The sequence below is a fragment of the Marivita sp. GX14005 genome, assembly GCF_023370775.1.
GTDB lineage: Bacteria > Pseudomonadota > Alphaproteobacteria > Rhodobacterales > Rhodobacteraceae > Marivita.
In genome coordinates, this window is record NZ_JAMCCQ010000001.1 from 742,680 (window position 1) to 766,734 (window position 24,055).

General features: G+C 61.1%; 20 protein-coding genes. 12 read left to right on the plus strand and 8 right to left on the minus strand.

From position 1 onward, the window contains the following. Positions 1–4: 4 nt before the first annotated feature. From nusA to infB, 3 genes are read left to right on the plus strand one after another with little or no spacing between them, the layout of a single operon-like run. Positions 5–1,627 (plus strand): transcription termination factor NusA, encoded by a 1,623-nt coding sequence (gene nusA, locus M3465_RS03840; protein WP_249500374.1) that lies wholly within the window; start codon positions 5–7, stop codon positions 1,625–1,627. A gap of 26 nt (positions 1,628–1,653) precedes the next feature. Next, on the plus strand, positions 1,654–2,301 hold the full coding sequence (locus M3465_RS03845; protein WP_249500375.1) for an RNA-binding protein: 648 nt from the start codon (positions 1,654–1,656) through the stop codon (positions 2,299–2,301). Continuing rightward, a complete protein-coding gene (gene infB, locus M3465_RS03850) occupies positions 2,298–4,781 on the plus strand; it encodes a translation initiation factor IF-2 (protein WP_249500376.1) in 2,484 nt (827 codons plus the stop codon). The genes M3465_RS03845 and infB overlap by 4 nt, the downstream gene beginning before the upstream one ends. A 66-nt stretch (positions 4,782–4,847) precedes the next feature. On the opposite strand, the gene M3465_RS17030 is transcribed toward infB, so the two are convergent. The 4 genes from M3465_RS17030 to M3465_RS03865 all read right to left on the minus strand — a co-directional run bounded on the left by M3465_RS17030 (position 4,848) and on the right by M3465_RS03865 (position 7,556). Beyond that, on the minus strand, positions 4,848–4,982 hold the full coding sequence (locus M3465_RS17030; RefSeq protein WP_283254899.1) for a hypothetical protein: 135 nt from the start codon (positions 4,980–4,982) through the stop codon (positions 4,848–4,850). Between the two features lie 85 nt (positions 4,983–5,067). Next, on the minus strand, positions 5,068–5,466 hold the full coding sequence (gene mutT / locus M3465_RS03855) for an 8-oxo-dGTP diphosphatase MutT (RefSeq protein WP_249500377.1): 399 nt from the start codon (positions 5,464–5,466) through the stop codon (positions 5,068–5,070). A gap of 4 nt (positions 5,467–5,470) precedes the next feature. Next, the gene (gene argJ / locus M3465_RS03860; protein ID WP_249500378.1) at positions 5,471–6,700 is read right to left on the minus strand and encodes a bifunctional glutamate N-acetyltransferase/amino-acid acetyltransferase ArgJ; all 1,230 of its coding nucleotides are present in this window, start codon (positions 6,698–6,700) and stop codon (positions 5,471–5,473) included. A gap of 4 nt (positions 6,701–6,704) precedes the next feature. Then, the gene (locus M3465_RS03865; protein ID WP_249500379.1) at positions 6,705–7,556 is read right to left on the minus strand and encodes a peptidylprolyl isomerase; all 852 of its coding nucleotides are present in this window, start codon (positions 7,554–7,556) and stop codon (positions 6,705–6,707) included. Between the two features lie 175 nt (positions 7,557–7,731). Here M3465_RS03865 and secA point away from each other — a divergent pair, with 175 nt between their 5' ends. The 3 genes from secA to M3465_RS03880 all read left to right on the plus strand — a co-directional run bounded on the left by secA (position 7,732) and on the right by M3465_RS03880 (position 13,076). Then, on the plus strand, positions 7,732–10,422 hold the full coding sequence (gene secA, locus M3465_RS03870; protein ID WP_249500380.1) for a preprotein translocase subunit SecA: 2,691 nt from the start codon (positions 7,732–7,734) through the stop codon (positions 10,420–10,422). A gap of 104 nt (positions 10,423–10,526) precedes the next feature. Next, entirely contained in the window at positions 10,527–11,492 is a 966-nt protein-coding gene (locus M3465_RS03875; protein ID WP_249500381.1) for a translocase, read from the plus strand. A gap of 24 nt (positions 11,493–11,516) precedes the next feature. Beyond that, positions 11,517–13,076 (plus strand): substrate-binding domain-containing protein, encoded by a 1,560-nt coding sequence (locus M3465_RS03880; RefSeq protein ID WP_249500382.1) that lies wholly within the window; start codon positions 11,517–11,519, stop codon positions 13,074–13,076. Here M3465_RS03880 and radC read toward each other — a convergent pair. The 3 genes from radC to dnaK form a co-directional block, all read right to left on the minus strand. Then, entirely contained in the window at positions 13,073–13,813 is a 741-nt protein-coding gene (gene radC, locus M3465_RS03885) for a RadC family protein (protein WP_249500383.1), read from the minus strand. The two genes, M3465_RS03880 and radC, sit on opposite strands and share 4 nt — an antisense overlap. A gap of 66 nt (positions 13,814–13,879) precedes the next feature. Beyond that, positions 13,880–15,019: a molecular chaperone DnaJ gene (gene dnaJ, locus M3465_RS03890; protein WP_249500384.1), complete on the minus strand. Its 1,140-nt coding sequence runs from the start codon at positions 15,017–15,019 to the stop codon at positions 13,880–13,882. 79 nt (positions 15,020–15,098) lie between these two features. After that, positions 15,099–17,027, minus strand: a complete 1,929-nt coding sequence (gene dnaK, locus M3465_RS03895; RefSeq protein WP_249500385.1) for a molecular chaperone DnaK — start codon at positions 17,025–17,027, stop codon at positions 15,099–15,101. Between the two features lie 212 nt (positions 17,028–17,239). Between dnaK and M3465_RS03900 the strand changes: the two genes are divergently transcribed. Then, positions 17,240–17,842: an alpha-ketoglutarate-dependent dioxygenase AlkB family protein gene (locus M3465_RS03900; RefSeq protein WP_249500386.1), complete on the plus strand. Its 603-nt coding sequence runs from the start codon at positions 17,240–17,242 to the stop codon at positions 17,840–17,842. Here M3465_RS03900 and M3465_RS03905 read toward each other — a convergent pair whose 3' ends face one another. After that, on the minus strand, positions 17,843–18,673 hold the full coding sequence (locus M3465_RS03905) for an ABC transporter permease (protein ID WP_249500387.1): 831 nt from the start codon (positions 18,671–18,673) through the stop codon (positions 17,843–17,845). 125 nt (positions 18,674–18,798) lie between these two features. On the opposite strand from M3465_RS03905, the gene cysQ reads away from it, so the two are divergent. The 5 genes from cysQ to M3465_RS03930 all read left to right on the plus strand — a co-directional run bounded on the left by cysQ (position 18,799) and on the right by M3465_RS03930 (position 24,024). Beyond that, positions 18,799–19,596 (plus strand): 3'(2'),5'-bisphosphate nucleotidase CysQ, encoded by a 798-nt coding sequence (cysQ, locus tag M3465_RS03910; RefSeq protein WP_249500388.1) that lies wholly within the window; start codon positions 18,799–18,801, stop codon positions 19,594–19,596. Between the two features lie 6 nt (positions 19,597–19,602). Continuing rightward, complete coding sequence (locus M3465_RS03915; RefSeq protein WP_249500389.1) at positions 19,603–20,847, plus strand: glycosyltransferase family 2 protein; 1,245 nt, start codon at positions 19,603–19,605, stop codon at positions 20,845–20,847. Positions 20,848–20,959: 112 nt separating this feature from the next. Further along, a complete protein-coding gene (galU, locus tag M3465_RS03920) occupies positions 20,960–21,850 on the plus strand; it encodes a UTP--glucose-1-phosphate uridylyltransferase GalU (RefSeq protein ID WP_249500390.1) in 891 nt (296 codons plus the stop codon). A gap of 4 nt (positions 21,851–21,854) precedes the next feature. Next, positions 21,855–22,835, plus strand: coding sequence for a UDP-glucose 4-epimerase GalE (galE, locus tag M3465_RS03925; RefSeq protein WP_249500391.1), 981 nt, complete (start codon positions 21,855–21,857; stop codon positions 22,833–22,835). Further along, entirely contained in the window at positions 22,816–24,024 is a 1,209-nt protein-coding gene (locus M3465_RS03930; RefSeq protein WP_249500392.1) for a glycosyltransferase family 4 protein, read from the plus strand. The genes galE and M3465_RS03930 overlap by 20 nt, the downstream gene beginning before the upstream one ends. Positions 24,025–24,055 lie beyond the last annotated feature (31 nt).

The following is a 24,055-nucleotide window of genomic DNA, read 5'->3' on the forward strand; positions in this document are numbered from 1 at the left end:
ACCGATGGCGATTACCTCTGCCAACCAGTTGGAACTGTTGCAAACCGCCGAAGCGGTGGCGCGCGAAAAGATGATCGACCCCGGCCTTGTGGTCGAGGCGATGGAAGAGAGCCTCGCCCGCGCTGCGAAGTCGCGCTACGGGTCCGAGATGGACATTCGCGTGTCGATCGACCGCAAGACCGGTCGCGCCACATTCACCCGCGTGCGCACCGTGGTCGAGGACGAGGAGCTCGAGAATTACCAGGCGGAGATGACGGTCGAGACCGCGAAACAGTATCTCGATGATCCCAAGGTCGGTGACACCTTTGTCGAGGAAGTGCCGCCGGTGGAGATGGGCCGGATCGCCGCGCAATCGGCCAAGCAGGTGATCCTGCAAAAGGTCCGCGAGGCCGAGCGTGATCGTCAATACGAAGAATTCAAGGACCGCGCCGGCACGATCATCAACGGCATCGTCAAGCGCGAGGAATACGGCAATGTCATCGTCGATATCGGCCGGGGCGAAGGCATCCTGCGCCGGAACGAGAAGATCGGCCGCGAAAGCTATCGCAATGGCGACCGTATTCGCTGCTACATCAAGGATGTGCGCCGCGAAACGCGCGGGCCGCAGATTTTCCTGAGCCGCACCGCGCCCGAATTCATGGCCGAGCTGTTCAAAATGGAAGTGCCGGAGATTTACGACGGCATCATCGAGATCAAGGCCGTGGCGCGTGACCCCGGAAGCCGGGCGAAGATCGCGGTGATTTCCTATGATGGCTCGATTGACCCCGTGGGCGCCTGCGTGGGTATGCGCGGCAGCCGGGTGCAAGCCGTTGTGAACGAGCTTCAGGGCGAGAAGATCGACATCATCCCCTGGAACGAGGACATGCCGACCTTCCTCGTCAACGCGCTTCAGCCTGCCGAGGTGAGCAAGGTGGTTCTTGATGAGGATGCCGAGCGGATCGAGGTCGTCGTGCCGGACGAGCAGTTGAGCCTTGCGATTGGCCGCCGGGGCCAGAACGTGCGGCTCGCGTCGCAGCTGACGGGCCTTGATATTGACATCATGACCGAGGAAGAGGAATCCGCCCGCCGCCAGAAAGAGTTCGAAGAGCGCACGCAACTCTTCATGGACACGCTCGATTTGGACGAATTCTTCGCACAGCTGCTCGTTGCCGAAGGCTTCACCAATCTCGAAGAGGTCGCCTATGTGGAGATCGACGAGCTTCTGGTGATCGACGGTGTGGACGAAGCGACGGCGGCGGAATTGCAGACCCGTGCGCGCGAGCATCTCGAAGCCGAAGCGCAGAAGGCACTGGACAATGCGCGTGCGCTTGGGGCCGATGACAGCCTGATCGAGTTCGAGGGGCTGACGCCGCAAATGGTCGAAGTGCTGGCGAAGGATGGCGTGAAGACGCTTGAGGATTTCGCCACCTGCGCGGATTGGGAACTGGCCGGCGGCTGGACGACCGAAGGCGGCGAGCGCGTCAAGGATGACGGCTTGCTCGAGCCGTTCGATATGTCGCTGGAAGAGGCGCAGCATCTGGTGATGACCGCGCGGGTCCTACTCGGTTGGGTCGATCCGACCGAACTCGAAGAAGAGGCGGATGAAGCCGACGGGGCCGAAGACCCCGAGACTGCGGAATCGGCCTGAACCGGCGTTTGAACGAGGACACCCCCATGACACGTGGCGGAAAAGACAAGGACAGGGCAGCCGGCCCCGAGCGCAAGTGCATTGCGACGGGGCAGGTGCGCCCGAAGGCCGAGCTTATCCGCTTTGTCGTGGGGCCGGACGGTCAGCTTTGCCCCGATCTCGCGGGTAAGCTGCCCGGCAAGGGTATTTGGGTCACATCCACGCGCGCGGCTCTTGAAACGGCCGTTAAAAAGAACATCTTTGCCAGAGCCGCACGACAGCAGCTTTCGGTGCCGGGCACCCTTGTCGCCGATGTGGAACGGCAGCTTGCACGGCGTGTCGTGGATTTGATAAGCCTCAGCCGGAAGTCGGGTCTCGCGGTCTCGGGCTATGAGAAGGTCAAGAGCGAACTGGCAAAGGAAAACGCCGAAGTGCTCTTGCAGGCCGACGACGGATCGGCCCGCGGCAAATCGAAACTCAGCACTCCGCATTTCGGCAGCTATATCGGTTGGCTGACCGCGGATGAGCTGGGAATGGCCTTCGGGCGACAAACTGTGATTCACGCCGCGCTTGGTGCTGGTGGACTCACGCAACGTGTTGTAGAGGAGGCCCAAAGATTGAAGGGCTTTCGCATCGGAACGTCTGATGCATTGGCAGCGGCAGGGGCCGCTGGGAAGGAAAATAGAGCTAAATGAGCGATAACGACGGCAAAAAGACTTTGGGTTTGCGCGGCGGTCCCCGCTCCGGGAACGTAAAGCAAAGCTTCAGCCACGGACGCACGAAGAATGTCGTGGTGGAAACCAAGCGCAAGCGCGTTGTGGTGCCTAAACCCGGCGCGTCGAAACCATCGTCGAGCGGTTCCTCCGGCTCGGGATCCGCCGCTGGTGGCAGCAAGCGTCCGGCCGGGATCTCCGATGCGGAGATGGAACGCCGTCTGAAGGCGCTTCAGGCCGCGAAAGCGCGCGAGAGCGAGGAAGCCGCGCAGCGCGAGGCCGAGGAGAAAGCGCGCGCCGAAGAGCGTGAGCGCCTGCGTGCCGAAAAGGAGCAGAAGGAGCGCGAACAGCGCGAGGCCGAGGAAGCCTTGCGCCGCAAGGCCGAGGACGAAGAGCGCAAGGCTCGCGAAGCCGCAGAAGCTGCCAAGCAGGCCGCTGCCGCTCCGTCGGAGCCGCAGACAGCGCGCCAGCCGTCCGGCGGGCCGAAACCGTCACAGACCCCGTCGCGCAAATCCGACCGGGAGCGCGAAGGTGGCGGACGCCGCAAGACCGAGGATGGCGGTCGTCGTTCCGGCAAGCTGACGCTAAACCAGGCGTTGGGCGGCGGCGGCGGTCGTCAGAAGTCCATGGCCGCGATGAAGCGCAAGCAGGAGCGCGCGCGTCAGAAGGCGATGGGCGGCAGCCAGCCGCGCGAGAAGATCGTGCGCGATGTGAAGCTGCCCGAAGCGATCACTGTGGCGGAGCTCGCGAATCGCATGGCCGAACGGGTTGCCGACGTTGTCAAGGCGCTGATGACCAACGGCATCATGGCGACGCAGAACCAATCCATCGACGCCGATACCGCGGAACTCATCATCGAGGAATTCGGTCACAAGGTCACGCGCGTTTCGGATGCGGACGTGGAGGATGTGATTGCCGAGGTGGAGGATGCGGAAGAGGATCTCAAGCCGCGCGCGCCGGTCATCACGATCATGGGCCATGTCGACCACGGCAAGACCTCGCTTCTCGATGCGATCCGCGAAGCCAATGTGACCTCCGGCGAAGCAGGTGGCATCACGCAGCATATCGGCGCTTACCAGGTGAAATCGAAGGACGGGTCGGTTCTGACCTTCCTCGACACGCCGGGCCACGCCGCCTTTACCTCGATGCGTTCGCGCGGGGCGCAGGTGACGGATATCGTCGTTCTCGTGGTTGCGGCAGACGATGCCGTGATGCCGCAGACGGTCGAGGCGATCAACCACGCCAAGGCGGCGAAGGTTCCGATGATCGTCGCGATCAACAAGATCGACAAGCCGGCGGCGAACCCCACCAAGGTGCGCACCGATCTGTTGCAGCACGAGGTTGTCGTCGAACAGATGTCCGGTGATGTGCAGGATGTCGAAGTGTCCGCAGTCTCCGGCCAGGGACTGCCGGAACTGCTCGAGGCGATCGCGCTTCAGGCTGAAATCCTGGAGTTGAAAGCCAACCCCGATCGCGCGGCGCAAGGCGCGGTGATCGAGGCGCAGCTCGATGTCGGGCGCGGCCCGGTCGCAACCGTTCTGGTTCAGAACGGCACGCTGCGTCAGGGCGATATCTTCGTCGTGGGCGAGCAATACGGCAAGGTGCGCGCGCTCATCAACGATCAAGGCGAGCGCGTCATGGAAGCCGGGCCGTCGGTGCCGGTCGAAGTGCTCGGCCTCAATGGCACGCCCGAAGCGGGTGACGTTCTGAACGTGACCGAAACCGAAGCGCAGGCGCGCGAGATCGCGCAGTATCGCGCCAATCTCGCCAAGGAAAAGCGCGCCGCCGCTGGTGCCGCCACGTCGCTCGAACAGCTGATGCAAAAGGCCAAAGAGGACGAAAACGTCTCCGAACTGCCAATCCTGGTGAAGGCCGATGTGCAGGGCTCCGCCGAAGCGATCGTTCAGGCGATGGAGAAGATCGGCAACGAGGAGGTGCGTGTTCGCGTGCTTCACTCGGGCGTCGGTGCGATCACCGAAACCGATATCGGACTTGCCGAAGCCTCGGGTGCTCCGGTCATCGGGTTCAACGTGCGGGCCAATGCGTCGGCGCGGAACACGGCGAACCAGAAGGGCGTCGAGATCCGCTATTACAGCATCATTTACGATCTTGTCGATGATGTGAAAAAGGCCGCCTCCGGCTTGCTCAGCAATGAGATCAAGGAGAACTTCATCGGCTATGCCGAGATCAAGGATGTCTTCAAGGTGTCCAATGTTGGCAAGGTTGCCGGTTGTCTCGTCACCGAAGGTATCGCGCGTCGCAGCGCAGGCGTGCGGCTTCTGCGCGACAACGTGGTGATCCACGAAGGCACGCTGAAGACGCTCAAGCGCTTCAAGGATGAGGTTGCCGAGGTGCAATCGGGTCAGGAATGCGGTATGGCCTTCGAAAACTACGAAGACATCCGCGTCGGCGACGTGATCGAGATTTTCGAGCGCGAGGAGGTCGAGCGCGAGCTCGACTGATCCCGCAGCACGATACGCGTAGAAAAAGGGGCGGCCAAACGGCTGCCCCTTTTTTCCGTGACTGGTTTAAGCCGCTTTCAGAACGGGCGCGCCGGTGAAAATCCGATCTCCAACGCGGATCGCGATGCGGCCGTCCGGCAAGGTCTTTTCGAGAACCCCCTGAACAGACATGCAACTTCCGATGACGATTGTTTTCAACATGCCAAATCTCCCCCAAGGCCTGACGCCGCTTAGATAGAGCGCGGTTTGGCCCTGTTCCAGAAAAAACGCTAGTTTTGCGTTTTTGTCACAGCCAATCGCGGAGGATGGGGATCAGCGGAATATCAGCGGGGGGCATGGGATAATCCCGAAGTTGATTGGCACGTACCCATTTGAGCGCCTGCCCCTCCTTCGACATCGGTGTGCCGTTCCATTTGCGGCAGGCGAAAAGCGGCATCAGCAGGTGAAAGTTCTCATAGGCATGGGAGGCGAAGGTCAGCGGCGCGAGGCAGCTTTGCCATGTGTCGATGCCGATTTCCTCATGCAGCTCCCGGATCAGCGCCGCTTCCGGCGTTTCCCCCGGTTCGACCTTGCCGCCCGGAAATTCCCACAGCCCGGCCATCGCCTTTCCCTCAGGACGTTGGGTCAGGAGGATGCGGCCGTCGGGATCGATCAGCGCAACTGCCGAAACAAAAACGATCTTCATGCGCTCAGGACCGGTAATCGGCGTTGATCGCGATATAGCCGTGCGTCAGATCGCAGGTCCAGATCGTCGCGGCGCCATCACCTAGCCCCAGATCGACAGTAATTTCGATTTCCTGCGCCTTCATGACCGCGGCGCCTTGTTCTTCGCGGTAATCGGGATGCACCCAGCCCTTCTCGGCAACCTTCACATCGCCGAAGCAGATCGACAGCCGGTCGCGATCCGCCGCTGCGCCGGATTTGCCGACTGCCATGACGATCCGGCCCCAGTTCGGATCCTCGCCCGCGATGGCGGTCTTGACCAAGGGAGAGTTGGCGATAGACAGCGCATGTGTCTTGGCATCGGCATCGTTCTGCGCGCCGGTGACGTGAACGGTTACGAATTTCGTCGCCCCCTCCCCGTCGCGCACGACCTGATGCGCCAGACCGCGCATGACACGATGCAATGCGTCCTCGAAGGCTCGGTTATCGGGCGCAACAGAAACGCCGGATGCGCCCGTCGCCGCGACCAGAAGCGTGTCGGAGGTGGAGGTATCGCTATCGACGGTGATGCAGTTGAACGTCTTTTCGTTCAGGCGAGAAACCATTGCCTGCAGATCGCCCTGCGCGACCTTCGCATCGGTAAAAATATAAACGAGCATCGTCGCCATGTCCGGCGCGATCATGCCCGAACCCTTGGCGATCCCGGCAATGGAAACCGGACCGTCCGACAGATCGACCGTTGCCGCAGCACCCTTAGCGAACGTATCCGTCGTCATGATGGCCTTGGCCGCATCGGGCAGCGCATGTTCCTTGGCCCCGGCAACCAGTTCGCCGATCCTCGCGTTGATCCGGTCATGCGGCAACCGTTCGCCGATCACGCCGGTCGCGCTGGTGAAGATGCGGCTGCTGGGCAAGCCGGTGGCTGCTGCCACAGCATCGCACACCGCCTTCACCGATGCGTCACCGGCCTGCCCGGTGAAGGCATTGGAATTGCCGGAATTGACGAGGATCGCCGCGCCCGCCTCCGTCGCCTTGCCGATCTTCGCTTGACAGTCGAGCACATTGGCCGAGCGCGTGGCGGATTTGGTGAAAACGCCTGCCACACTCGTTCCGGGATCGAGCAAAGCCAGCATCACATCCGTTCGCTCCGCGTATTTCACGCCTGCGGCGGCAGTGGCGAAACGCGCGCCCTTGATGACGGGCATGTCCAGAAACCGCTCGGGCGCGAGGGGAGAGACGGATGTGATCTTGGCCATGGTGTCAGTCTTCCAACAGATCGAGATCGCTCAGAACGGAGGTGTCCACATCCTCTTTCGATGTGCGGGTCACTTCGGCTTGCTGCACCAGCTCATCGATCCGCTGCGCAACCGCCTGCTGACTCAGCTGGCTTTCGATCTCGGCGCGCACGGCATCGAGTTCGGGCGCTTCCTTGTTGCGCTTCTCATTCAGACGCGCGACATGCCAGCCGAATTGAGACTTGATGGGGTCGGAGATTTCCCCGACTTCGAGCGCTTCGACCGCCTCCTGGAATTCCGGCACCATCATGCCGGGGCCGAACCAACCGAGTTCGCCGCCATTGGGGCCGGACGGGCCGGTCGATTTCTCTTGCGCGAGTTCGGCGAAATCGGCGCCGGCCTCAAGCTCCTCGACAATCGCTTTCGCCTCATCCTCGGTTTCGACAAGGATATGCGACGCGTTGAATTCCTCGGTCGGCTCACCGTTGAGATAGGTCTCGTCATAGAGCGCCTGAACGGCCTCGTCCGAAACCGCCTCCCCGACGATCTCCTCGACCGTCAGAGCCGCGCGGAGCGCCCGGCGCTCATTGTCCAGCGCAAGTGCGATACGCGCGCCGTCCTCTTCCTGCGCTTGTTGGCTCAGCACGGTCTGTTGCACGATCTGGTCGAGGATACCGTCCCAGAGAACCTCATCAGGAAGCTGGCGATACTGCTCGGGCAGGCCCGCGCGGATCATCAGCATGTGGCCGAGCGTGATTTCCGTGCCGTTGATGGTCGCCACGACGCTATCGGCGGTCAGGCTGTCCTGAGCATGGGCCGGCAGCGCCAGCATCAGCGCAACCGCGCCTGCGGACAATTTCGTGAAGAGTTTCGACATCGCTCTTTCCTCCTGTGACGCCCGCCGCGGCAGGTGCCGTTGACACTGTATTTCACGGACCTTACATCGCCTGCAGGCTGAGTGTGGCCAGTCGTTCCCCCCGTGTCATATGGGCAGTGTGCGAAACGGGCAAGCAGATGCCGCACACGAAGACGTCAAAGCGGAAAGAGAGAGCATGTTGGGCATTGGAAATATCGCGCGCAAGGTCTTCGGAACGCCGAATGACCGCAAGGTAAAGGCGACGCGCCCGCTGGTTGAGAAGATCAACGCTCTCGAAGCCGAGTATGAAGCCCTCTCGGACGCTCAGATCATCGAGAAGACCGCCGAATTCAAGTCGCGGCTGTCGAACGGTGAAACACTCGATCAACTGCTGCCGGATGCCTTCGCCAATTGCCGCGAAGCAGCCAAGCGTGCGCTTGGCCTGCGCGCTTTCGATGTGCAGCTGATGGGCGGGATTTTCCTGCACCAGGGCAACATTTCCGAGATGAAGACCGGCGAAGGCAAGACGCTCGTCGCTACCTTTCCGGCCTATCTCAACGCGCTGACGGGGCGCGGCGTGCATATCGTCACCGTCAACGATTACCTTGCGCGGCGCGACAGCGAATGGATGGGGAATGTGTATTCAGCGCTCGGCCTGACGACCGGCGTCGTCTATCCGCGTCAGCCGGAGGACGAAAAGCAGGCGGCCTATGCTGCCGATATCACCTATGCCACAAACAATGAATTGGGCTTCGACTACCTGCGCGACAACATGAAATCGGAGCTGAGCCAGATTCATCAGCGCGATCATTTCTTCGCCATCGTCGATGAGGTCGACTCCATCCTGATCGACGAGGCGCGCACGCCGCTCATCATTTCCGGACCGGCGCAGGACCGCAGCGATCTTTACCTCTCCATCGACAAGATCATCCCGGAACTGGCCGACGATCATTTCACCATCGACGAAAAGACGCGAAACGTCACCTTTACCGATGAGGGCAACGAGTTCCTCGAACAAATGCTGCAGGAGCAGGGCATCCTTCCCGAAGGACAGTCGCTCTACGATCCCGAAAGCACGACGGTCGTTCATCACGTCAACCAAGGCCTACGCGCTCACAAGCTGTTCCAGCGCGACAAGGACTACATCGTGCGGGATGGCGAGGTTGTCCTGATCGACGAATTCACCGGCCGCATGATGGCCGGACGGCGCCTGTCCGAAGGTTTGCATCAGGCGATCGAGGCTAAGGAGGGCGTGGATATCCAGCCCGAGAACGTCACGCTCGCAAGCGTCACGTTCCAGAACTACTTCCGCCTCTACGAAAAGCTGTCAGGCATGACCGGCACCGCCTCCACCGAAGCGGATGAGTTCGCGGAAATCTACGGGCTTGGTGTTGTCGAGGTTCCGACGAACCGTGAGATCGCTCGGATCGACGAGGATGACCGCGTCTACCGCACCGCGCAGGAGAAATACGACGCGATCATCGCCGAGATCAAGGAAGCGCATGAAAAGGGCCAGCCGGTCCTGGTCGGCACGACCTCAATCGAAAAATCCGAGATGCTCAGCCAGTTGCTGACCAAGGCCAAGCTCAAGCACAACGTGCTCAACGCGCGCCAGCACGAACAGGAAGCGCAGATCGTGGCCGATGCCGGCAAGCTGGGCGCCATCACCATCGCCACCAACATGGCCGGGCGCGGCACCGACATCAAGCTGGGCGGCAATGTCGAGTTCCAGATCATGGAAGCCATCGCCGCCGATCCCGAAGGCGATCCCGAAGCGATCCGCAAGCGGATCGAGGCCGAACATGACAAGGACGAAGAGGCCGTCAAGAATGCCGGCGGGCTCTATGTTCTGGCCACCGAACGGCACGAGAGCCGCCGCATCGACAACCAGCTGCGCGGCCGCTCCGGCCGGCAGGGCGATCCGGGTCGCTCTTCGTTCTTCCTGTCGCTCGATGACGATCTGATGCGCATCTTCGGCTCCGAACGGCTCGACAAGGTGCTGTCTACGCTTGGCATGAAGGAGGGCGAGGCGATCGTGCACCCGTGGGTCAACAAATCGCTCGAACGTGCGCAGGGCAAGGTCGAGGGGCGCAACTTCGATATCCGCAAGCAATTGCTGAAATTCGACGATGTGATGAACGATCAGCGCAAGGTGATCTTCAGCCAGCGCCGCGAAATCATGGAAGCGCAGGACCTGTCGGAGATTGCCCAAGACATGCGCCATCAGGTTATCGACGATCTCGTCGACACATACATCCCGCCCAAGACCTATGCAGATCAGTGGGATACCGAAGGGCTGCAAAAGGCCGTCAAGGAACAGGTCGGATTCGACGCGCCGGTGATCGAATGGGGCGATGAGGAAGGCGTCGATCGCGAGGTGATCCTCGAACGGCTCGAAGAAGCCTCCGACCGGCACATGAACGAAAAGGCCGAGGCGTTCGGCGCCGACACGATGCGGCAGATCGAAAAGCAGGTGCTTCTCCAGACCATCGACAGCAAGTGGCGCGAGCATCTTCTGACGCTCGAACATCTGCGGTCTGTCGTCGGCTTCCGGGGCTATGCGCAGCGCGATCCGCTCAACGAATACAAATCCGAGGCATTCCAGCTTTTCGAATCCATGCTGGATAGCCTGCGGGAGGATGTCACCAAGCAGCTCGGCCAGATCCGCCCGATGTCCGAAGAAGAGCAGCGCGCGATGATGGAGCAATTGGCGGCCCAGCGCGCGGCGCTGGAAAAGGCCGTGGACGCGCCCGCCCAGCCGAATGACGATGCGGTATCGGGGTTCGACGAAACCGATCCGACAACCTGGGGCAATCCGGGCCGAAACGAGCCCTGCCCCTGCGGATCGGGCAAGAAATTCAAGCATTGTCACGGGCGTTTGGCCTGAGGATCGTGCCATAAAAGCGGCGCAAAACCATCAAACGGCTGCCCTAGACGCACCCGAATCGGATGGCAGAACACCTGGTGCAGGTCATGCATCGGGAGTCCGCCATGAAGCGCAAAATCTCAACGCTCGTCGCCGCAGGATCGGTCGCCGTCGCGCTCGGTATCGGTGCGGCCATGCAATATCTGCCATTCCCCGCACCGAAAAACGACGTAATCGTGACGGACGCGATGGTGTCGGACATGCAGGATGTCTCCTCGACGCCGAAAGCGCCGCTCCCCGTCGATGCGGCGCCGGAGGCAAAGCTGCCAAGCGCAGTTGTTAACAACGCAGCGCTGAAGGAACCGGCGCCGGACATTGAACTGCCCAGCACCCCCGCGGAGACCGGCTTCACCTGCGACGCGGAACTGACGGCAACGCCTGCCGCCGGGGCGATGCTTTCGGTCTTGCTGACTGCCCCCTGCCACGGCAGCGAACGCGTCACGCTTCATCACAACGGTCTCATGGTGACCGAAGTCATGCAGCCCGACGGGACATTGTCACTCGACCTTCCAGCGCTGGCCGAAAACGCGCTGGTGATCGCCTCTTTCCCCGATGGCTCGGGCGCGGTCGCACATGCTGAAGTGTCCTCCGTGCCGTTCTATGACCGTATCGTCCTGCAATGGCGCGGCGATGCCGGGTTGCAGCTTCATGCGCGTGAATTCGATGCGGCTTATTTCAGCGACGGTCATATCTGGATGGGTGCCAATGCCGATCCGAAGCGTGCAGCACGCGGTGAAGGAGGCTTTCTCACGCGCATAGGTCAACCGGATGTCCCCGACGCCCTGCTGGCCGAGATCTACACTTTTCCGGCCGGCATGACCTCCACATTCGGAACCGTCGCAATCACGGTCGAGGCAGAAATCCAGCCCTCGAATTGCGATCGGGTGATCGAAGCGCAGACACTTGAAATCCGGAATGGCCGCGATCTCAGATCGAAGGAGTTGACCATCGACGTGCCGGGCTGCGACAGCGTGGGTGACTTCTTGCTGTTGAAAAACGTCGTCGAAGACCTGACAATCGCCGCAAGATAAACGGGCGGTCAAAAGGCACAATCCATGAGACATTTGCGTGCGGCTTTTTGGGCCGCACTAATCTTGCTCGCCACCGCCCTTGCGGCGCAGGCGCAGGATGTGACCCTGCGCTCGCGCGACGGCGCGATAGAGCTTTCGGGCACGCTTCTCGGGTTCGACGGGGAATTTTACCGCGTCCAGACGCGGTATGGCGAATTGACGGTGGATGGGTCCGGCGTTGCCTGTGACGGCCCCGGTTGTCCGTCACTCACGGACTTCGTGGCCGAAATCTCGATCTCGGGATCGATCACGGTAGGCGATGTTCTGCTGCCCGCCCTTGTCGAAGGTTTCGCGCTGCAAGACGGGTATTCGGCGGAACGTGTCAACGAAGGGGCACGGCGGTTCAGCTATATCCTGAGGCAACCGGAAAGCGGCACCATTGCCGCGCGATTTCATTTTCGGCTGACGAGCACCGACGAAGGCTTTGCCGATCTTCTGGCGGACGAAGCCGATCTGGTCATGGCGCTGCGTGAAATCAGGCCAGAGGAAGTAAACCTGGCAAAGCAAGCCGGTCTCGGCACGCTCGACGATGCAAAACGCAGTCGCATCCTTGCGCTCGACGCGATGACGGCGATCGTCGCGCCGACCAATCCGGTTTCCGCTATCTCGATGAACGAATTGTCGCGCGTGCTGGCCGGAGAAATCGACAACTGGCGCGAACTCGGCGGCCCCGATGCACCGATCTCTGTTCATTTGCTGCATCCCCGATCCGGCATCGCACAGGCCATCGACGACAGGCTGTTGCGACCGGCCTCGCGCACGCTTCGCCCGGATGTTGTGCGGCACGAAACGAACCGCCTTCTTTCCCGCTCCGTCATGCGCGATCCGCTCGGGATCGGTATCGTCAGCCATTCGGAGGTCGGCAACGCTCGACCGCTGGCGCTGAATGGCTCATGCGGGTTCACGCTCACCGCCGATCGGCTGACGATCAAGACCGAGGATTATCCCCTGACTGCGCCGATGTTTCTTTATGTGCCGGCGCGGCGCTTGCCCAAACTTGCACGCGATTTCCTTGCCTATCTGCGCTCGGGGCCGGCTCAGATCATTGCGCGGCGCGCGGGGTTTGTGGATCAGGCGCCGGAGGAGGTCGAGATCAACGCTCAGGGGGATCGGTTCGCAAACGCAATCCGCGTTGCGGCGGGCGAGCCCGGTCTTGCCCGGCTCAAGCGGATGGTCGACATCTTGACGCCATTGCGGCGATTGACGACCTCGTTCAGGTTCGAACCCGGCGCCACACGCCTTGACGCGCAGTCCCGCTCCAACCTCCAGCAACTCGCCCGCGCGATCGAAGCGGGCATTTACGATGGGCGTCAGCTTGTGTTCATCGGATTCTCCGACGGGCGTGGCGCGGCCGAGCTGAACGCCCGAATCGCGAAGCAGAGGGCGCTTGCCGTCAAACAGGCCGTCGAAGCGTCGGTGGCAAAAACCCATCTTGAGCATGTCAGTCTTTCGACCGACGCATTCGGGGAGGCGATGCCGATGGCTTGCGACGATACCGGTTGGGGCCGGCAGGTCAATCGAAGGGTCGAAGTATGGGTCCGTTAAATCAATCCCTCTGCACGAAAACTCGTTTCTCGCGATTTTCCGACGATGAGATGATCGTGCACGGTAATCCCAACCGCCCCGCAGGCGCGCAGGATATTTTGCGTCATGTCGATATCCGCTGTCGATGGTGTCGGATCGCCGGAGGGATGATTGTGAACGAGGATCAACGCAGAAGCATTTAGATCGAGCGCGCGTTTTATCACTTCGCGCGGATAGACGGGAACATGATCGACGGTTCCCCGACCCTGCATCTCATCGGCGATCAGCACGTTCTTACGATCCAGAAAGAGGATGCGGAATTGTTCGGTCTCCCGATGCGCCATACTCACGCGGCAATAGTCCAGAAGAGCATCCCAGCTTGAGATTACTTGCCGCCGCAGAACGCGGGCCTGAGACAAGCGATGCGCCGCCGCCTCCACCAGTTTGAGATCGAGCGCGACCTCGTGACCGATCCCCTCGACCTCCTTGAGCCGATCGATAGGGGCGGAGATGGTGCGGTTGAAATCGCCGAATGTGTCGATCAGCCGATAGGCCGCAGGCTTCACATCGCCATTGCGGATCGTTCGGAACAGCAGCAGTTCCAGCATTTCATAATCCGGCAGAGGATCCGCCCCGCCGACAAGGAACCGTTCGCGCAGGCGTTTACGATGACCGGCGATATAGGATGGCTGCCGCGCCTTCACCGGCGCGGGCGCCGGAGCTTCGAACAGGGAGGGTTGCACCGCGTTGCTAGACATGCCGCCATATTGGCAGTAAGCGCTTAACAAAAGGCTAAGGGCCGCGCAAAAACCGCGGCCCCGTAGTCAGCCTTTCATCGAATCCCAAAACCCCTTGACGGATTTGAAGAAACTTTTGGATTCGGGGTTATTGTCCTCGCTTAGATCCTCGAACTCGCGTAGCAGCTCTTTCTGCCGCGATGTGAGGTTCACGGGCGTCTCGACGGCCAGTTCGATGAACATATCGCCCTGCCCCTGCCCGCGAAGCGCCGGCATGCCCTTGCTGCGCAGGCGCATTTGACGGCCCGACTGGCTTCCAGCGGGAATCGACACGCGACTGCGCCCGCCATCGATCGTTGGCACTTCGATCGTACCCCCAAGCGCGGCGACGGTCATCGACACAGGAACGCGGCAGTGCAGATGCACTCCGTCACGTTCGAACAATTTGTGCGGGGCGACATCGATGAAAATGTAAAGATCGCCCGGAGGTCCGCCGCGCAGGCCCGCCTCCCCCTCGCCGGCAAGCCGGATACGGGTGCCGGTTTCCACGCCTTTGGGAATGTTCACCGACAGCGCGCGCTCCTTCTGAACGCGGCCGGCGCCGGCGCAATTCTTGCACGGGTTCTTGATCGTCTGGCCAAGCCCCGAACAGGTTGGACATGTGCGCTCAACGGTGAAGAACCCCTGTGTTGCGCGCACCTTTCCCATGCCGGAGCAAGTGGGGCAGGTCGTCGGTTCCGCCCCGCCTTCCGCGCCGGAGCCGGAACAGGCATCGCATTGCACCGAAGTGGGCACCTGTATGGTTTTCTGCAAACCACCAAAGGCGTCTTCAAGCGTGACGCGCAGATTATAGCGCAGATCAGCGCCCCGCGCCGCACGTTGGCGCCCGGCGCCGCGGCCGCCGCCCATGAAATCGCCGAACAGATCGTCAAATACGTCCGAAAACGCCGACGCGAAATCGCCATGCCCGCCTGCGCCAGGACGCCCGCCGCCCATCCCGCCCTCGAACGCGGCATGACCGTATCGGTCATAGGCTGCCTTCTTGTCGGGATCTTTCAGAACCTCATGCGCCTCATTAGCTTCCTTGAACTGCGCTTCCGCATCGGGATTGCTCCCGTTTCGGTCTGGATGAAGCTCTTTCGCCTTTCGCCGATACGCTTTCTTGATTTCCTCGGCCGAGGCGCCCTTCGATAGGCCGAGCACATCGTAATAATCACGTTTGGCCATCAAGCCCTCCTTGTCGCGGAACGCAAGAGGCCGGCCCGGTATCCGGTCCGGCCCCTTGATCGGTTCCGTTCAACAAGCGTCAAGCGCGCTTGTCGTCGTCGAGATCCTCAAAATCGGCGTCGACGATGCTGTCGTCATCGTCGTTCGATCCTTCCGGCGCATCGGCGGACGGCGCTTCGGGTTCGCCCTCATCCTGCTGCGACTTGTAGATCGCCTCCCCGAGCTTCATCGCCGCTTCGGTGACGTTCTGGATGCCCGACCGGATCTTCTCGGCCGTGGCTTTGTCGTCTTCCAGATCGTCCTTCAGCGCGGCAACGGCAAGTTCGATCGCCTCGACAGTCGTCGGATCGACCTTGTCGCCGTGATCTTCGAGCGATTTCTCCGTCGAATGGATCAGGCTTTCCGCCTGGTTGCGGGCCTCGACCAGTTCGCGGCGCTTCTTGTCGGATTCCGCATTGGCCTCGGCTTCCTGAACCATCTTCTCGATATCCTCGTCGGACAGACCGCCGGACGCCTGGATCGTGATGTTCTGCTCCTTGCCGGTGCCCTTGTCCTTGGCCGACACGGACACGATGCCGTTGGCATCGATGTCGAAGGTCACCTCGATCTGCGGCATGCCGCGCGGTGCGGGGGGGATATCCTCAAGATTGAACTGACCGAGCATCTTGTTGTCGGTCGCCATCTCGCGCTCACCCTGGAAGACCCGGATCGTCACGGCGTTCTGGTTGTCCTCGGCGGTCGAGAAGATCTGGCTCTTCTTCGTCGGGATCGTGGTGTTGCGATCGATCAGGCGGGTGAACACACCGCCCAAGGTTTCGATCCCGAGCGACAGCGGCGTCACGTCGAGCAAAACCACGTCCTTCACATCGCCTTGCAGAACACCTGCCTGAATGGCGGCGCCCATGGCGACGACCTCATCGGGGTTCACACCCTTGTGCGGCTCCTTGCCGAAGAACTTGGTCACTTCCTCGAACACCTTGGGCATCCGCGTCATGCCGCCGACAAGGACGACCTCGTCGATATCGTCGGTCTTGAGCCCGGCATCCTTGAGCGCGGCCTGGCACGGCTTGATCGATGCCTTGATCAGATCGCCGACGAGGCTCTCCAGCTTGGCGCGGGTCAGCTTCATGACGAGGTGCAGCGGCTGCCCGGTTTTCCCGTCCATCGAGATGAACGGCTGGTTAATTTCCGTCTGACTGGAACTGGAAAGCTCGATCTTCGCCTTTTCCGCCGCTTCCTTGAGACGCTGCAGCGCCATCTTGTCCTTCGTCAGATCGACGCCGTTCTCTTTCTTGAACTCTTCGGCGAGGTAGTTGACGATGCGCATGTCGAAATCTTCACCGCCGAGGAAGGTATCGCCATTGGTGGATTTCACTTCGAACAGGCCGTCGTCGATCTCAAGAATGGTCACGTCGAACGTGCCGCCGCCAAGGTCGTAGACGGCGATCGTCTTGCTGTCTTTCTTGTCGAGGCCATAGGCAAGCGCCGCAGCGGTCGGTTCGTTGATGATCCGCAGCACTTCAAGCCCGGCGATCTTGCCGGCGTCTTTCGTGGCTTGCCGCTGAGCATCGTTGAAATAGGCGGGCACGGTGATGACGGCCTGTGTCACCTCTTCGCCCAGATAGCTCTCTGCGGTTTCCTTCATCTTTTGCAGGATGAAGGCGGAGAGCTGCGAGGGAGAGTATTTCTCACCCTTGGCGCGCACCCATGCGTCGCCATTGCCGCCGTCGATCACCTCGAACGGCATGTTCTTGCGGTCCTTGGCGAGATCGGGATCGTCGTTGCGACGGCCGATCAGGCGCTTGACGCCGAAGACGGTGTTTTCGGGGTTTGTGACAGCCTGCCGCTTCGCGGGCTGGCCGACGAGACGTTCATCATCGGTAAAGGCGACGATGGAGGGTGTTGTGCGTGCACCTTCGGAGTTTTCGATCACGCGCGGTTGCGATCCATCCATGATCGCGACGCAGCTGTTGGTCGTTCCGAGGTCAATACCAATCACTTTGGCCATGTTTTCGATCCCTTCTATTTCCAAGGCGATATCGCGAGACGATGACCCGTTCCGGCATCCCGCCCCGCATTCCGATTTGCCGAAGCCAACTGTCTTCAGCAGGTCCGCAGGGTATATAAGGAGGCATCCCTACGCCTGCAAGCGTCGCTGCTATCCGGAATTTCTGAAAATTCGGTATGTTTTTCACGCTGCCGGGCCGTTAGATCCGAAGAATGACCATTCTCCGCGTTCGGGATTTCGAAATTCATTCCGGCTACCTGCCTGCAGATGCGCAATCGGCACTGGTGGACGAAATCCGCGCCTGCCTTGCGCAAGCGCCGCTGGTGCGCCCGACGACGCCGCGCGGCAAGCAGATGTCGGTCAGGATGAGCGCCGCCGGTGACTATGGCTGGATCAGCGATGCGACCGGCTATCGCTATGAGGATCGGCACCCCTCGGGCGCCGCATGGCCGCCCATTCCCGAACCGCTGCTGAAGCTTTGGCGCGATCTTGTTCCGGGCGCACGAGCGCCGCAATGCTGTCTCATCAACTGGTATGACGAGAGCGCGAAAATGGGGCTGCATCAGGACAAGGACGAAGCCGATCTTACGCAGCCGGTCCTGTCCGTGTCGCTTGGCGACGATGCGCTGTTCCGCATGGGCAACGTCACACGCGGCGGGAAGACCGAATCGATCTGGCTTTGCTCAGGCGATGTGGTGGTGATGCAGGGCGAGGCGCGCCGCGCCTATCACGGCATCGACAGGGTGCGCCCCGGAAGCTCCACTCTGCTGCCGAAGGGCGGGCGCATCAACCTGACGCTTCGTGTCGTGACGTGATCAGCGTCGCGCTGACCACGACGCCGAGGCGTGTTTGCGGGTGTAGAATTCTCCCATCAACCCGATCATCAGCATCACGAGCGACAGGTAGACCACATATTCCCAATTGCTGTTTCGCGGGACGTAATTGATGAAGGCAAAGCCGCGTGCCTGATCGATGGTATGAAAGAGCGGGTTCCAGTCGAACATCGACACCATGAATGCGGGCAAGGAATTGGCCACGAACATCTTGCCCGAGGCGATCATGTTAGCTCGCTTGTAAAGCGTGGCGAGCGTGCCGGTGAAGCCGGGAAACCACGGCTTCAGCGCCAGAAAAACCAGACCGATCGCACCGCCCGAGAACCACGAGAGCAGCAACATTCCAAGCACCGGGACGGGCTCGACGATCTCCGTCAGCACATAGGGATTCATCGCGACATCATAGATGAAAAGGATCAGGATCATCGCCAGAACCTGAATATAGAGCGTCGAGATCATCGCGGATGCAATGGAGATGAATGTGTTCATCGGCGCATGCTGCATCATCGGACTGGCCGGCCCTTCGCTGCCGAACACCGCGCCGACCGCCTTGTTGTGAGTCATGAACATGAAGATCCCGGTCAACAGGAAAATCACGAAATCTCCCCTGAGCGCGAGACCTTTCAGGCCCATGACCGAAAACATGACGTAGAAGAACAGCACGAACATCAGCGATTGAAACACGCTGATCGCGATCGACATGAAGGCGTTTCCATGCGTCTTGCGAATGGATCTGACCGTGTTGTGGTAGATCAACTCGGCAATATTGACAGCCGAGGAAACCCGGTTTGTCGGGACCGTTTTCTGAAACACTGCTCTTCGCCTTCGCCTCGCTCCGCAAATTCGGCGTCAGTTGCCCTGACTTTTATTGCGGATAATCGTTAAGCCGACGATAAGAGGAACAGATTTTCAAATCAATGAAGCCGGGGCGGAACACCGTGGATTATGATGCACTGATGCAAGTGATGCGCCGTCTGGCGCTCAAGGCGGGCGACGAGATCATGAAGGTCTACCAGACCGACGATCTCGATGTGCGCTCCAAATCCGACGCAAGCCCGGTGACCGAAGCGGACGAAGCCGCGGACACGCTGATCTCCGCGGGGCTCCGCGCCGCGTTTCCGGACGTCGCGCTGGTGACCGAGGAGCAATCGGACACGCATGATCTCGATGTGCGCGACTTCCTGATCGTCGATCCGCTGGACGGCACGAAGGAGTTCATCCACCGTCGCGGTGATTTCACCGTCAATATCGCGCTTGTCGAAGGCGGGATGCCGGTACGGGGAGTCGTCTATGCGCCGGCGAAGAACCGCCTTTTCTATACGCTCGCGAATGGGCAAAGCGTCGAGGAAACCGGCCCGTTCGAGAAGGAAACCGTAGGCGAACAGACCGCCATTCACGTCTCGTCACCCGACGAGGAGGCTTTGATGGTCGTGGCGTCCAAATCGCATCGCGATCAGGCGACAGACGATTATATCCGCCGCTATGACGTGAAAGACAGCCGCAGCGCCGGATCATCGCTGAAATTCTGCCTCGTCGCCACCGGAGAGGCCGATTTCTATCCGCGCCTTGGCCGCACCATGGAATGGGACACCGCCGCCGGGCATGCCGTCCTGAGCGGCGCGGGTGGGCAGGTTCTTCGGCTCGACGATCTGACGCCGCTGGCCTATGGCAAGCCCGGCTTCGCCAATCCGTTTTTCGTCGCGACCGCACCGGGCATCGATCTTTCGCCTGTCTGAGCGCAGATGCTCCCCCTGCCGGTCAGCATCATCGTCGTCAGCCGCGACCGATCGCAGTTCCTGAAAAGGTGCCTGAAGGCGCTATCGCAGCTGGACCATCCGCTGTTCGAGATCGTCGTCGTCGCCTGCGCGGAAGGTGCGGAGGTCGCGCGCGTCGCGGATCTACGCTGCGGGCGGAAAGTCATTCCCTTCGAACGCGCCAACATCTCCGAAGCGCGCAACGAAGGCATCGCCCACGCGGCTGGCGATATCATCGCCCTTATCGACGATGACGCGGTGCCGGAGCCGACCTGGCTCTCGCATCTCAGCGAAGTGTTTGCGGATAAGGCCGTCGCGCAGGCGGGCGGCACCACTTTGAGGCGCAACGGAATTTCGATCCAGCACGCCGCGTTGCTGGTCGATCCGGCCGGGCGCAGCATTGCGGCGCCGACCACCGGGGCGGAACCGCAAGTGGTGCGCGGTCATGGCGATTTCCGTCCGCGCCTCTGCGGCACCAATATGGCGTTCCGCCGCGACGTCCTGCTTCGGCACAACGGCTTCGATCCACGCTTCGCCTTCTACCTTGAAGAAACCGACCTGACGCTGCGCATCTCGAAAGGCGGCGGAAAGACGCTCCATGTGCCGAAGGCAATCGTGCATCACGCCACCGGGCCGAGCCGGTTCAGAGCGCCCGACCGAACCCCGCGCAGGCTTTACGAGATCGGCGCTTCCTCTGCACTTTTCCATGCCAAACACACCGCGCCGGACGAACGCGACCACGCGCGAGCCGCATTGATGGGCGAAAGGCGCGGCTGGCTGCTTAAACACATGCAACGGGGAACGCTCACGCCGGACGATGTCCACCGCCTGATGCGTGACTTGCAGCGCGGCTATGCAAACCCGATCCCGCCCCCGCGGCTGCCGCACTTTGCGCCGCCGCCCGAAACCCCCATCGTGCCGGTGCAGCCCATGACCGGCGAGGACATTTACCTGACTGTAGACTCCGGACGCCGCCGCCCCAGTCTTTGCAAGGCACGCGATTTGGTGCGGCAGGGGCACAGGGTCACGGTCTTTGATTTTTCGCCGAACGCGCGCTATCATCGCGTCACATTCAATGACGAAGGCTTTTGGCATCATATTGGCGGCATATTCGGCCGGGAGGTTCGCACCGAACCGCTTTTTCAGCTTGCGGGACGGCAAGACAGGATCAATCGCACCTTGCGGCGGTTGGCCGGCATCCGCTCGAAAACCGCTTTGATCGGCAGGAGTTAGCAACCCTTTTTTGAAATAAAGCAGTTTCTACAGAGTTATGTCATACACGTTTCGGAATTCCTGTGGCATACCAAGAGACGCGCAGTAAGCCGCAGCAACAAGGATCCGCCCCATGCGCAGAAAAGTCACCAAAGCAGTTTTTCCAGTCGCTGGCCTCGGCACCCGATTTCTTCCCGCAACGAAATCCGTTCCCAAGGAGATCATGACGCTGGTGGATCGCCCGCTGGTTCAATACGCCATTGATGAGGCGCGCGCCGCGGGGATCAAGGAATTCATCTTCATCACGTCACGCGGCAAGGGCGCGCTTGAAGATTACTTCGATCAGTCGCCCCTGCTGGAACAGGAACTGCGTAAGAAGGGCAAGGACAAGATCCTCGAGGATCTGAAATCGACCAACATGGAAAGCGGAGCCATCGCCTATATGCGCCAGCACAAGGCGCTCGGGCTGGGTCACGCGGTATGGTGTGCGCGGCGCCTGATCGGGGATGAGCCCTTTGCGGTAATGCTGCCGGACGACGTGATATCGGCTGAAAAACCTTGCTTGCAACAAATGGTGGAAGCTTACGAGGAAACCGGCGGCAATATCGTCGCCGCGATGGAAGTTCCGCGCGAGAAAACGTCGAGCTACGGGATACTCGACGTGCAAGACGATATGGGCGCACTCGTGTCGGTGAAGGGAATGATTGAAAAACCTTCATCCGACGAAGCGCCGTCCAACCTTGCTGTCATCGGACGATACATCCTGCATCCGAGCGTCTTGAAGAACCTTAACAAGATCAAGACAGGCGCGGGCGGAGAAATTCAGTTGACCGATGCCATCGCACAGGAAATCGACGGAACGGGTGTTTACGGCTATCGCTTTCGCGGCCAACGGTTCGATTGCGGCTCCAAAGCTGGGTTCCTGCAAGCAACTGTCGCCTTCGGCCTCGCGCGCGACGATCTGAAGGACGACCTGCGCGCCTTCCTGGGCTCCGTGATGCAGATCGGCAACGCCGCAGAGTAGCAGGATGAAGATTCTCGTCACCGGCGGCGCAGGCTATATCGGCTCGCACGCGTGCAAGGCGCTGGCCCGCGCCGGGTTCACGCCCGTGACATTAGACAACCTGTCGACCGGCTGGAAAGACGCCGTGAAGTTCGGCCCCTTGGTCGAGGGCGACCTGTCGCGCCGCGCCGATATTGACCGCGCTTTTGCAGAGCATGATCCGAAAGCCGTCCTTCATTTCGCCGCTGTGAGCCGGGTCGATGAGGCCATGCGCGATCCCGCGCTCTACTGGCGCAACAACGTGCTTGGCTCGCTCAATCTCGTCGAAGCCGCGCTGGCGCATGGGTGCCGCGACATCGTCTTTTCCTCAACCTGCGCCACCTATGGCGATCAGGACAACGTGCTGCTTGATGAAACGACGCCGCAGCGCCCGATCAACGCCTATGGCGCGTCGAAAGCGGCCATCGAAATCATGCTGCGCGACTTCGAAGCCGCGCATGGGCTGCGCCATGTGATCTTTCGCTATTTCAACGTCGCCGGAGCCGATCCGGATGCAGAAATCGGCGAGTTCCACCGCCCCGAAACGCATCTCATCCCCATCGTGCTCGATGCCGTGGCGGGAAAGAGGGAGGCCATCACCGTATTCGGAACGGACTACCCGACACCGGACGGAACCTGTATCCGCGACTATGTGCATGTCTCCGATCTGATCGACGCGCATATCCTCGGCTTGCGCTGGTTGCTCGATGGCAAGCCGAGCCGTGATTTCAATCTCGGCACGGGCGACGGTTTTTCCGTGCGCGAGGTGATCGACGCCGCGCGCCGCGTCACCAATCGCGATGTTCCGACCAACATCGGAGAACGCCGCGCCGGGGATGCCGTCAAGCTCGTTTCCGGCTCCTCCCGCGCGCGCGAAGAACTCGGCTGGGCTGCCACGCGATCGACCATGCCGAAGATGATCGAGGACGCCTGGCGCTGGCATCAAGTTGCCGACTACCGTCAATAGCCCCGCGCCCGCGCACCTGCTCGACGTCACCCGCACCGTCAGCCGTGCGCACCTGCACCCGACAGGCATAGACCGGATCGAACGCGCCTACCTCGCGCATCTTGCGCAATGTCCTACTCCGCTATTGGGGCTTCTGCGAACACCGCTCGGCTATCTGCTGCTTGACCGCCAAGGCTGCGCGGATCTGCATGCGCATTGCGCCCGGCGGCGATGGACATGCGGCGACGCGATCTCTCGCGTCATGCGCCGCACCAATCCGGGGCGCGGCGCCACGGAAGCCGGATTGCGCCGCATCGCTGTCGATCGCGCCACGCCGCCCGGTCTTGGCGGGATGCTGCGCCGCCATCTGCCGGAAGGCACCGTCTACTTCAATATCGGGCAAACCAACTTTACCGACAGGGTGATCGGCGCCGCCCAAAGCGCGCGACTGCGCATCGTTCCCTATCTGCATGACACGATCCCCCTCGATCTCCCCGAAACGCAGACGCCGAAGTCACGCCGCAAGTTCGAAAACCTGCTCGACCGCGCCGATAAAAACGCCGATCTGGTTCTGTGCAATTCGCAGGCGACGAAGCGATCCCTGCTCCGGCATACCGGTCTCGCGCCTTCCAGGATCGAAGTTCTCCTGCCCGGCCTGCCGGACATGACCATCGGCACCGCGCCGGGCGGCCCTTGGTCGGACCGGCCCTACTTCGTGACCATCGGCACGATAGAGCCGCGCAAGAATATCGGCTTTCTGCTCGATCTCTGGCGTGATTTCGACGGCACGGATGCGCCGCAACTTCTGATCTGCGGAAAGCGCGGCTGGCTCAGCGAAGAGGTTTTTGCACGGCTCGATAGTGCCGCAAACGTGCATGAACTGCCCAGCTTGCCCGATCCGCAGCTCTGGGCGCTTCTCGAACAGGCGAATGGCCTGCTGTTTCCGAGCCGCGCCGAAGGGTTCGGATACCCGGCCATTGAAGCTGCGCATCTGAATGTGCCGCTGATCTGCAACCCTTTGCCCGCATTTGAAGAGGTGCTTGGCCAATACCCTATTTACGCGGCGGAATCAGACAGCTACGCTTGGCGCAATAAAATCGAGCAACTGGCGCAAGCACGTCGGGGCCAAAGCGGTGAGCAGAACGAAAAGCGGCGTTTCCGGGCGCCCGAATGGCAGGCACATTTCAACCGGCTGTTTACCCTTCTTTGATACCCATGCGGCTTGTGACCGATAAGAAAGA

Excerpts from the sequence above, each read along its gene's own strand:
- nusA (WP_249500374.1), top strand. The coding sequence starts at position 5 with ATGGCGATTACCTCTGCCAACCAGTTGGAACTGTTGCAAACCGCCGAA.
- M3465_RS03845 (WP_249500375.1), top strand. The coding sequence starts at position 1,654 with ATGACACGTGGCGGAAAAGACAAGGACAGGGCAGCCGGCCCCGAGCGC.
- infB (WP_249500376.1), top strand. The coding sequence starts at position 2,298 with ATGAGCGATAACGACGGCAAAAAGACTTTGGGTTTGCGCGGCGGTCCC.
- M3465_RS17030 (WP_283254899.1), bottom strand. The coding sequence starts at position 4,982 with ATGTTGAAAACAATCGTCATCGGAAGTTGCATGTCTGTTCAGGGGGTT.
- mutT (WP_249500377.1), bottom strand. The coding sequence starts at position 5,466 with ATGAAGATCGTTTTTGTTTCGGCAGTTGCGCTGATCGATCCCGACGGC.
- argJ (WP_249500378.1), bottom strand. The coding sequence starts at position 6,700 with ATGGCCAAGATCACATCCGTCTCTCCCCTCGCGCCCGAGCGGTTTCTG.
- M3465_RS03865 (WP_249500379.1), bottom strand. The coding sequence starts at position 7,556 with ATGTCGAAACTCTTCACGAAATTGTCCGCAGGCGCGGTTGCGCTGATG.
- secA (WP_249500380.1), top strand. The coding sequence starts at position 7,732 with ATGTTGGGCATTGGAAATATCGCGCGCAAGGTCTTCGGAACGCCGAAT.
- M3465_RS03875 (WP_249500381.1), top strand. The coding sequence starts at position 10,527 with ATGAAGCGCAAAATCTCAACGCTCGTCGCCGCAGGATCGGTCGCCGTC.
- M3465_RS03880 (WP_249500382.1), top strand. The coding sequence starts at position 11,517 with ATGAGACATTTGCGTGCGGCTTTTTGGGCCGCACTAATCTTGCTCGCC.
- radC (WP_249500383.1), bottom strand. The coding sequence starts at position 13,813 with ATGTCTAGCAACGCGGTGCAACCCTCCCTGTTCGAAGCTCCGGCGCCC.
- dnaJ (WP_249500384.1), bottom strand. The coding sequence starts at position 15,019 with ATGGCCAAACGTGATTATTACGATGTGCTCGGCCTATCGAAGGGCGCC.
- dnaK (WP_249500385.1), bottom strand. The coding sequence starts at position 17,027 with ATGGCCAAAGTGATTGGTATTGACCTCGGAACGACCAACAGCTGCGTC.
- M3465_RS03900 (WP_249500386.1), top strand. The coding sequence starts at position 17,240 with ATGACCATTCTCCGCGTTCGGGATTTCGAAATTCATTCCGGCTACCTG.
- M3465_RS03915 (WP_249500389.1), top strand. The coding sequence starts at position 19,603 with ATGCTCCCCCTGCCGGTCAGCATCATCGTCGTCAGCCGCGACCGATCG.
- galU (WP_249500390.1), top strand. The coding sequence starts at position 20,960 with ATGCGCAGAAAAGTCACCAAAGCAGTTTTTCCAGTCGCTGGCCTCGGC.
- galE (WP_249500391.1), top strand. The coding sequence starts at position 21,855 with ATGAAGATTCTCGTCACCGGCGGCGCAGGCTATATCGGCTCGCACGCG.